Origin of the sequence: Jeotgalibacillus marinus (assembly GCF_040801915.1) — a bacterium.
GTDB classification, from domain to species: Bacteria; Bacillota; Bacilli; order Bacillales; family Jeotgalibacillaceae; genus Jeotgalibacillus; species Jeotgalibacillus marinus.
In genome coordinates, this window is the sequence record NZ_JBFMIA010000036.1 from 1 (window position 1) to 7,000 (window position 7,000).

Annotated in this window: 10 protein-coding genes; 2 read left to right on the forward strand and 8 right to left on the reverse strand. The window is 35.6% G+C overall.

Translation table 11 applies throughout. From position 1 onward, the window contains the following. Positions 1 to 262: 262 nt before the first annotated feature. The gene (locus AB1471_RS16400) at positions 263 to 523 is read left to right on the forward strand and encodes a DUF4190 domain-containing protein (RefSeq protein WP_367780843.1); all 261 of its coding nucleotides are present in this window, start codon (positions 263 to 265) and stop codon (positions 521 to 523) included. 465 nt (positions 524 to 988) lie between these two features. On the opposite strand, the gene AB1471_RS16410 is transcribed toward AB1471_RS16400, so the two are convergent. After that, the gene (locus AB1471_RS16410) at positions 989 to 1,183 is read right to left on the reverse strand and encodes a hypothetical protein (protein WP_367780844.1); all 195 of its coding nucleotides are present in this window, start codon (positions 1,181 to 1,183) and stop codon (positions 989 to 991) included. 56 nt (positions 1,184 to 1,239) lie between these two features. After that, entirely contained in the window at positions 1,240 to 2,127 is an 888-nt protein-coding gene (locus tag AB1471_RS16415) for a hypothetical protein (protein ID WP_367780845.1), read from the reverse strand. Between the two features lie 468 nt (positions 2,128 to 2,595). On the opposite strand from AB1471_RS16415, the gene AB1471_RS16420 reads away from it, so the two are divergent. Then, on the forward strand, positions 2,596 to 3,276 hold the full coding sequence (locus tag AB1471_RS16420; RefSeq protein ID WP_367780846.1) for a YdeJ family lipoprotein: 681 nt from the start codon (positions 2,596 to 2,598) through the stop codon (positions 3,274 to 3,276). A gap of 250 nt (positions 3,277 to 3,526) precedes the next feature. On the opposite strand, the gene AB1471_RS16425 is transcribed toward AB1471_RS16420, so the two are convergent. From AB1471_RS16425 to AB1471_RS16445, 6 genes are all read right to left on the reverse strand, one after another. Further along, positions 3,527 to 3,922: a hypothetical protein gene (locus tag AB1471_RS16425; protein WP_367780847.1), complete on the reverse strand. Its 396-nt coding sequence runs from the start codon at positions 3,920 to 3,922 to the stop codon at positions 3,527 to 3,529. Positions 3,923 to 4,156: 234 nt separating this feature from the next. Then, a complete protein-coding gene (locus AB1471_RS16430; protein ID WP_367780848.1) occupies positions 4,157 to 4,765 on the reverse strand; it encodes an ABC-2 transporter permease in 609 nt (202 codons plus the stop codon). Beyond that, the gene (locus tag AB1471_RS16435; protein WP_367780849.1) at positions 4,758 to 5,624 is read right to left on the reverse strand and encodes an ABC transporter ATP-binding protein; all 867 of its coding nucleotides are present in this window, start codon (positions 5,622 to 5,624) and stop codon (positions 4,758 to 4,760) included. Before AB1471_RS16435 ends, AB1471_RS16430 begins: the two co-directional genes overlap by 8 nt. A gap of 5 nt (positions 5,625 to 5,629) precedes the next feature. Continuing rightward, positions 5,630 to 6,001 carry a GntR family transcriptional regulator gene (locus AB1471_RS16440; RefSeq protein ID WP_367780850.1) on the reverse strand — a complete coding sequence of 124 codons (372 nt, stop codon included), beginning with the start codon at positions 5,999 to 6,001 and terminating at the stop codon, positions 5,630 to 5,632. Positions 6,002 to 6,087: 86 nt separating this feature from the next. After that, entirely contained in the window at positions 6,088 to 6,270 is a 183-nt protein-coding gene (locus AB1471_RS18585) for a YfzA family protein (RefSeq protein WP_496350337.1), read from the reverse strand. A 535-nt stretch (positions 6,271 to 6,805) separates the two neighbouring features. Next, on the reverse strand, positions 6,806 to 7,000 hold a 195-nt coding region (locus AB1471_RS16445), incomplete at its 5' end, for a hypothetical protein (RefSeq protein WP_367780851.1).

A 7,000-nucleotide genomic window follows, 5' to 3' on the forward strand; every position in this document is an offset into this window, starting at 1 on the left:
CAGTATCATAAAAAATTGAGGTGAAAAGTAAAACGAATGCACCAAAAATATAAAAGGAACTAATTAAGGAAACGCCTAAAGGTCTCTTCAAAAATTCACCCTACCTCCTTGAAATTTCAAGCCAATAAGGTTAGATGTTTAACACCATCCACCTTAAAATATAAGATCATATTAAACTAAAAGTATTAGGTATAGTCTATAAATCCATTATATATTACAAAAGAGGATATTAACTCACATATGACCTGAGGAGGAAATGTATATGGTTGAAACAATTCAAACAAATACCAAGTCAGTGATCTCTTTAACGCTTGGAATTCTTTCAATTTTAATACCCGTTATTGGATTGATGCTTGGAATTATCGGACTTTTTATGTACAGAATTAGCAAACAAGAAATTGCAAAAACAAATGAGAACGGAAAAGGACTTGCAATAGCTGGATTCATCTGTAGTATATCAGGAATAATAATTCAATTTTTCTTTATAATGTCGATTTTGACAGTCTATTCGTTTGTGCAGTGACAACGTCAATCGTACTTTTTCAATATCTGAGAGGATTTTATCTAGTGTATAGTCTTCTGGTACAAGTTTTCTAGGCGGTCTCACAAAACCTCTATGATCAGTTAATTTAAAGTGCTAAAACTCTCAATGGACGATAAAACTCTTTAGAAGCGATCATATTGAAAAAAAGAGGTTATTAAAAATGTTCCAGAAACGTTGATATTAATAGAAGGAAAAAGAACTCGTTTTAAATAAAGATTGATCAAAATGGGTGCTTCTCTTCTTTAAATGGATGGCTTATTCTTTATAAAAAAGTTTGATCAAAAGTATAATATACAAAGGGTACAACGGTTAAACTTTTTTGCAACCGGTATGACTTTATTGTAAACGGTACCTCTTTTTTGTAAGTGGTACAACTTTATTTGTAATCTACATTTACTTCATTGCAACCAAAAAAAGCAAACCCCAAGGGATTCACTCTTTTTATTATATCATCATCAGTAGCGATGCATAGTATACCGCAATAGCAAGAAATAGCACGGCAGATATCGGAAGTGTGACAATAAGTGTGGATGAGCGTTTTTCTTTCTTGAGTATGGAAGGTGCCGCAAGCCCAAGAACCATAAATACTAACGAAACTAAAAAAAGAAATAAAAGAAACATTAGAAAAGCCATTGCCATTATTAATTCCCCTTTCAATGGGATAATTGTTTCGCTTTCATAAGATCTTCTATGGTTCACTCAGTATCAAAATATATGGTATTCATGGTAATATCAGGCGTAGCTAATAATTTATAATCACTTCCATCTTTCACATAACCAAAAACTGTGGTTATTTTTTCTCCGTTATGTCTATATTTTCCCTTATTTCCATAAGAAAGAGTAGTGCTAGATAAGTCCCCATTTTCAGATCTTATATCATACCCCATTGAAAAAAACGACTCGGAATTACTAATCTCATTCCTTACTGTAACACCAACAAATTCATAGCCGTTAGATGTAAACTCATCAATTTCAGCAAGTTGTTCAGATAAATATTCATCTATAATTTCAGACATATCTTCAGCATATTCTTTTGCAATTTCTACTATAACTTTAAAAAGTTCTTCAGATGTGTATTCACCAAGTTCTTCAACTGTATATGTTGAATCTTCAGCAATTCCTTCAGTGATTTCAGCTAGCTCTTCGGGTGAAAGTTCAGCTAGCTCTTCAGGTGAAAGTTCAGCAAATTCTTCAGGTGCAATTTCAGTTAGCTCTTCAGGTGAAAGTTCAGCCAGCTCTTCAGATGAAAGTTCAGCCAAAACCTTAAGTGGTTCGGGTGAAAGGTAGTCTGTATAGAGTTGTATTGCTTCTTCTCCACGAATAGCGTCAATAACAGTAAAATTGATACTAGCTTTAGAATCGTCTTCTACTGTTGTCGTAGATCCAAATGGAACCGGATTGGAAAGGGTTCCTATCTGGCTATCGTTTGTCTCTTCGTTTCCACTGTTTTCTTCTGTGGGTACAGTGTCTCCGGCGCTATCTTCTTTATCTGTACAAGCCCCTAAGATCAACATGACTGACAGTAAAGCGATAAATCTTTCTTTTTTCATCATCGATTTCCTCCTCCTATGTAACGTAAACATCCGCACCCTCCTCGCTAAAAAGTGCGTTGTCTGTACTACGTATGATAATACAGTTGATACGGTTGGTCAACAGGAAAATATTAGAGGGATTCTAAAAGGGGTATGGCAAACTGTTGGTTTGGAATAAAGTTTGATTTAAAACGTTCTGAAAATCCTTATTTTACAGCGAATGAAAAGCACCCGTTTTGAACGAATATTGATCAAAATGGGTGCTTCTCTTTATAAAAAGTTTGATCAAAAGTATCCTATCCAAAGGGGTAAAACGGTGCAACTTTTTTACAACAGGTATGACTTTATTGTAAACGGTACGACTTTATTTCAAATCCACAATAATGACCAGAGGTATTAATTTTAGAGAAAGGAAAAGACGCCTCCTATTAATGTAGAATTGCTACCAACAATTCTAAAGGAGACGCCCCTCAAAAATGCCATTATGATATGTTATGATTGAAGTAAAGGAATGATCGAATGAAGAAACTAACAAAGATTTTTTATTGTAATGTTGCCCTACTATTGTTCGTTCTATTGCTCGTTGGGTGTACAAGCGGTAAGAACGAAGAAGCAAAAACAGATCCTTCAGAGAATGACTCTGCTTTCCAGTCTGAAGAAGAAATTAACGATACAGAAGAAAGCAATCTAATAGACAAGGAGGGAGATGAATCGGAGTCCGCAACGGATGATTCTAATGAAACTTCTTCACAAGAAACAAGAAACGCGGAGTCAAATAATACATCTAAAAGCGAAGAAGATAATGCATTGTCTGAATATTCTTCCGAGGAAATCGAATACGCTCGAGTTTGGTTGCAACTTGGACCGAATCAAGAGCTAGATGAATTGAATGTTCGACATATTCCAGCTGGAGAACCAATTAATCCTACTGATGACACCAGTGCTAGCTATCCGGAAGATGTTATCCAGTTAGCAGGTTCTCGCTTAGTGGATGGATCAGTAACTTATAGTGGTAATGGGGATGGCACGATTAATATATACATCGTTCCTTTACGTTGGGAAATTCCTCCTGCTGATGTAGATGAAAACTTCATGCAAGAATACACAGAGGATATTATTGAAAATACAGAGCTAGTTTACATTGACACAGGCGATGATGAAAAAATCATAGAGCATACTGACATAATGAATATTCATTAATTAGAAATCGCTTTATTGTTTTACGGAAAATGAAAAACTTTCCCCGAAAATAAGGACAGTTCTAAATCACATTGAACTGCTGTTAGTTGTATTAAAGTTTGATTAAAAACGTTCTGAAAACCCTCTTTTTACAGCGAATGAAAAGCATCCATTTTGAAAAAGATCAAAATGGATGCTTCCCTTGTGAATTAGTATACATGACCAAAAACTTTTCATAAACCTTCTACAGTTCCCCTTCTAAAACGGTTAACTATTCTGCTAGGTACCAGATCTCATCTTCTTCCAGCGCTACGAGCAACCTCAGAAATTCGTCCTCATGACCTCCAGCGTTATCATGACCTCCCACAAATCCCGAATATTTAGTAACAAGTAGTATGTGAGAGAGATACGCTGCCAACTCATCAGTACCTCCCGTGAATTCCCCTTCGTACTTCCCCGAGGTTAAATACTTAAGCAAATTATTCTCTTCATCCGTCAGTTCTCGCATGTCGTCCTCGTAAGCCGCCCGGACCGTTTTACGTACTTGCTTCATATCAGTCTTATACTCGCTGGAAGCCAATATATCATTAGATTTCAATATATCATTAGAAGTCGATATATCTTTAAAAATCGATGTATCATTGCATGCAGCCAATAAAACAACCACTAGTAAGAATGCCGCCCATTTCCGTATTTTAACCGCCCCACTTCCATATGAGTTTGATACTATATATATGGAAAGTCAGGTGCAATTATTTCCCGTTTGCCTTTCGATTTTTAGATCATTTCTTAACAATCTTCATTCCTGTAATTTACCATCCAAAAAGAATATCTCTGCTTCTTGCATCATACATCTAGTCGAAGTTGATATTGAATTTTTCAGCTAGTGCAAAGAACCAACTTAGAACGCTTTTCGGTGGTAAATCACAGTGGAAATCCCCCAAGAAATAACATAGACTCCAATGACAACAAGTGCCGCTCCTGTATATAAAGTCGGGACGGATAAATTAGTAATAAAATTAGTTATTGCTGCTAAATGTTCAGCTAGAAACAACACAATAGCCGGCCCTATACCCGCTAAAAGGAAAAAGGTAATGAGTACAGCCATAAAAAAATAGCCTGGTTTAATTATATAAAATAATGGAAAGGTAAATGCAGCAAATAATAAAAATAAGCCACTGGCAATCGCAATATCAGTCATCGCAAACGGTTTATTAAAAGCAAATAATGCTAGACTTGTCACCACAATTGCTAAAACCATATAAACAATAGCACCAAGATAGCGTGATGCAATAATTTCCGTACGTGTATAAGGTAAGGAGTTTAATAATATGTTTGTCTCTGCTTTTTCATCGTAAGCATATGTGCTAAAGGGAATTATAATACTGGCAATGATAAAAATAAAAGCTGGGTGGTGTTTGTCCAAAATGATAAAGGATAAGATAGTAGGAATAAAGATTAATAGCTGCCTTTTCTGTAATATAACATCACGTCTGATTAAATTAAACATGGTGTATGCCCCCTTTCAAGTAATACATGATATCTTCCAGAGAGGCGCGTTCAATGACAACTGTGTCTCCGAAAGTATTTTTCACTGCTTTAATATTGTTCGTTAATGCTTCAAATCCTGTTGATGCACGATGAATATGAACAAAGTCCTTTTCCGTGTCTCTATCCAGAAGGTCCATCCCTCCTTTAACGAGCGCATAGTCTTCAGCTACGTCGTGAATGGATTTATTTAATACTAATTCCCCACTCTGCATTAAAGCGATATAATCTGCGATACGATCTAAATCAGTTGTAATATGCGTAGAGAAGAATATGGTACGATTACCATCAACCATTAATTCCTGTAAGAGAGCCAACAGCTCCCGTCTAAAAATGGGGTCTAAGCCTGCTGTTGGCTCATCCATAATGATCAGCTCTGCATGATGTGATAGTGCTATCGCCAATGAAGCCTTCATTTGCATCCCTTTTGAGAAAGTTTTTATCGCTTTATTAAGCGGTAATTCGAATTGTTCAATATATTGAAAAAATAATGTATCATCCCAGTGTTTGTAAGCTGGTGCAACTATACGTTTTATATCTTTTAAGTTCAGCCCTTCAAAAAATACATTGCCATCGTATACAAACCCAATGCGCTCTTTGATCGCTTTCTCATGCGTCTTATAGTCCAACCCGAAAAGCTTAACTTCTCCGGCATCCGGTTTTAATAGATTCATCATCATTTTTATCGTCGTCGACTTACCAGCTCCATTTGCTCCAATGAATCCCGTTACAAAGCCTTGCTTCACTTGTAAATCAATATTTTCAACGGAAAAATCTTTGAATTTCTTCGTTACATTTTTTAACTCAACCACATTTTCCATTCATTTCACTCCTCATATAAAATTTTCAATAATTGCTGCAGCTCATCAAGTGACAGGCCAATTTCTCTGCTATTCGTTATGACCGCACTCAGCTGTTCCTCAATGACCTTCAGCTTCTTCTCTCTTATAACCTCTAAATTTTGCTCTGCGACAAAAGATCCTTTTCCGACAATGGAATAGATAAAGCCCGCCTTCTCCAATTCCTCATAGGCACGTTTCGTCGTTATAACACTAATTTGTAAATCCTTTGCGAGATTACGCATGGAAGGTATTGCTGTCCCCTCCTGTAGTTCACCCGCTAAAATAGACGATTTAATTTGATTCGTAATTTGTTCATAAATCGGCTCCTTTGAACTGTTGGAAATAATTATTTGCATACCAATCCCTCTTCTTTATTTTATTGAAAACATACTTGAAATAATGTCCTGTACTGCTTGAATCAGTATAGAAATAACGTGAATTGTCATGAACATAGTAAAAATGGAAAGGAATATGGGGTAATCCATTCAGTAAAGAGCTTCGAGTCCAAAATCCATCTTACTATCCTAGCAAATAAGTTATCACTACCGTTTATGTTTGGCTTCAGGAAAGTGGCATCAACCTCGATAAAGATCAATTGAACACTTCTCCTCTCATGCTTCATCATTTTGAGTATTTACTAAATTCAAACCCTCCTTAGAGCATAAGTGTAGTGGTTGTTACCCTTTCATTAATTGTCATTGAAAACCGATTGACATATAATTACTCACGATTTATATAATGTATATACACTATAATCACATTATATACACACACGAAACGTTGTGCAACCATTTTTGTTTGAAACGAAATAAAATTTTACATATATACCATCTTAATACAATAGAACAGAAGCCTGATACAACCACATTTACAATAAAGTTTCATAATAAACGAAATTGAAAGACCGATGATAAATCCTGCTAAGTAAGGCGGTAGACCCCAATTTTTATACAGTGAAAATACCCAAAAAGCTCTCTTAAAGATGTTGTATTATTCATCTCTAACTATTTGGTCAAATTAGCACCATCAGCTTTGATAAATAAATAAACAAACAGAAAGAGCATGTTTTGATAAAAGATTTATCAAAACATGCTCTTATTAGATTTGAACGATTATAAAATATTTGATTACTTTTGAAATCCTAGTTGTACTAACATGGATTAGTTTAAAAACAATCCTTCCATGTTAGTTTGGAATAAAGTAGCCTTTCGCTCATTGATCTCTGCCTGCAAGTCTCGTCTCTTGTCTCTATCAACTAAACTACGCATCTCCTTTTGCATATCCCTAACGATATTGTCAGTAACAAAGCATGTAGTCTGTGCACCGCAATGTTCGCATGTGAAGTACGTCTCTTT

Excerpts from the sequence above, each read along its gene's own strand:
- AB1471_RS16400 (WP_367780843.1), top strand. The coding sequence starts at position 263 with ATGGTTGAAACAATTCAAACAAATACCAAGTCAGTGATCTCTTTAACG.
- AB1471_RS16410 (WP_367780844.1), bottom strand. The coding sequence starts at position 1,183 with ATGGCAATGGCTTTTCTAATGTTTCTTTTATTTCTTTTTTTAGTTTCG.
- AB1471_RS16415 (WP_367780845.1), bottom strand. The coding sequence starts at position 2,127 with ATGTTTACGTTACATAGGAGGAGGAAATCGATGATGAAAAAAGAAAGA.
- AB1471_RS16420 (WP_367780846.1), top strand. The coding sequence starts at position 2,596 with ATGAAGAAACTAACAAAGATTTTTTATTGTAATGTTGCCCTACTATTG.
- AB1471_RS16430 (WP_367780848.1), bottom strand. The coding sequence starts at position 4,765 with ATGTTTAATTTAATCAGACGTGATGTTATATTACAGAAAAGGCAGCTA.
- AB1471_RS16435 (WP_367780849.1), bottom strand. The coding sequence starts at position 5,624 with ATGGAAAATGTGGTTGAGTTAAAAAATGTAACGAAGAAATTCAAAGAT.
- AB1471_RS16440 (WP_367780850.1), bottom strand. The coding sequence starts at position 6,001 with ATGCAAATAATTATTTCCAACAGTTCAAAGGAGCCGATTTATGAACAA.
- AB1471_RS18585 (WP_496350337.1), bottom strand. The coding sequence starts at position 6,270 with ATGATGAAGCATGAGAGGAGAAGTGTTCAATTGATCTTTATCGAGGTT.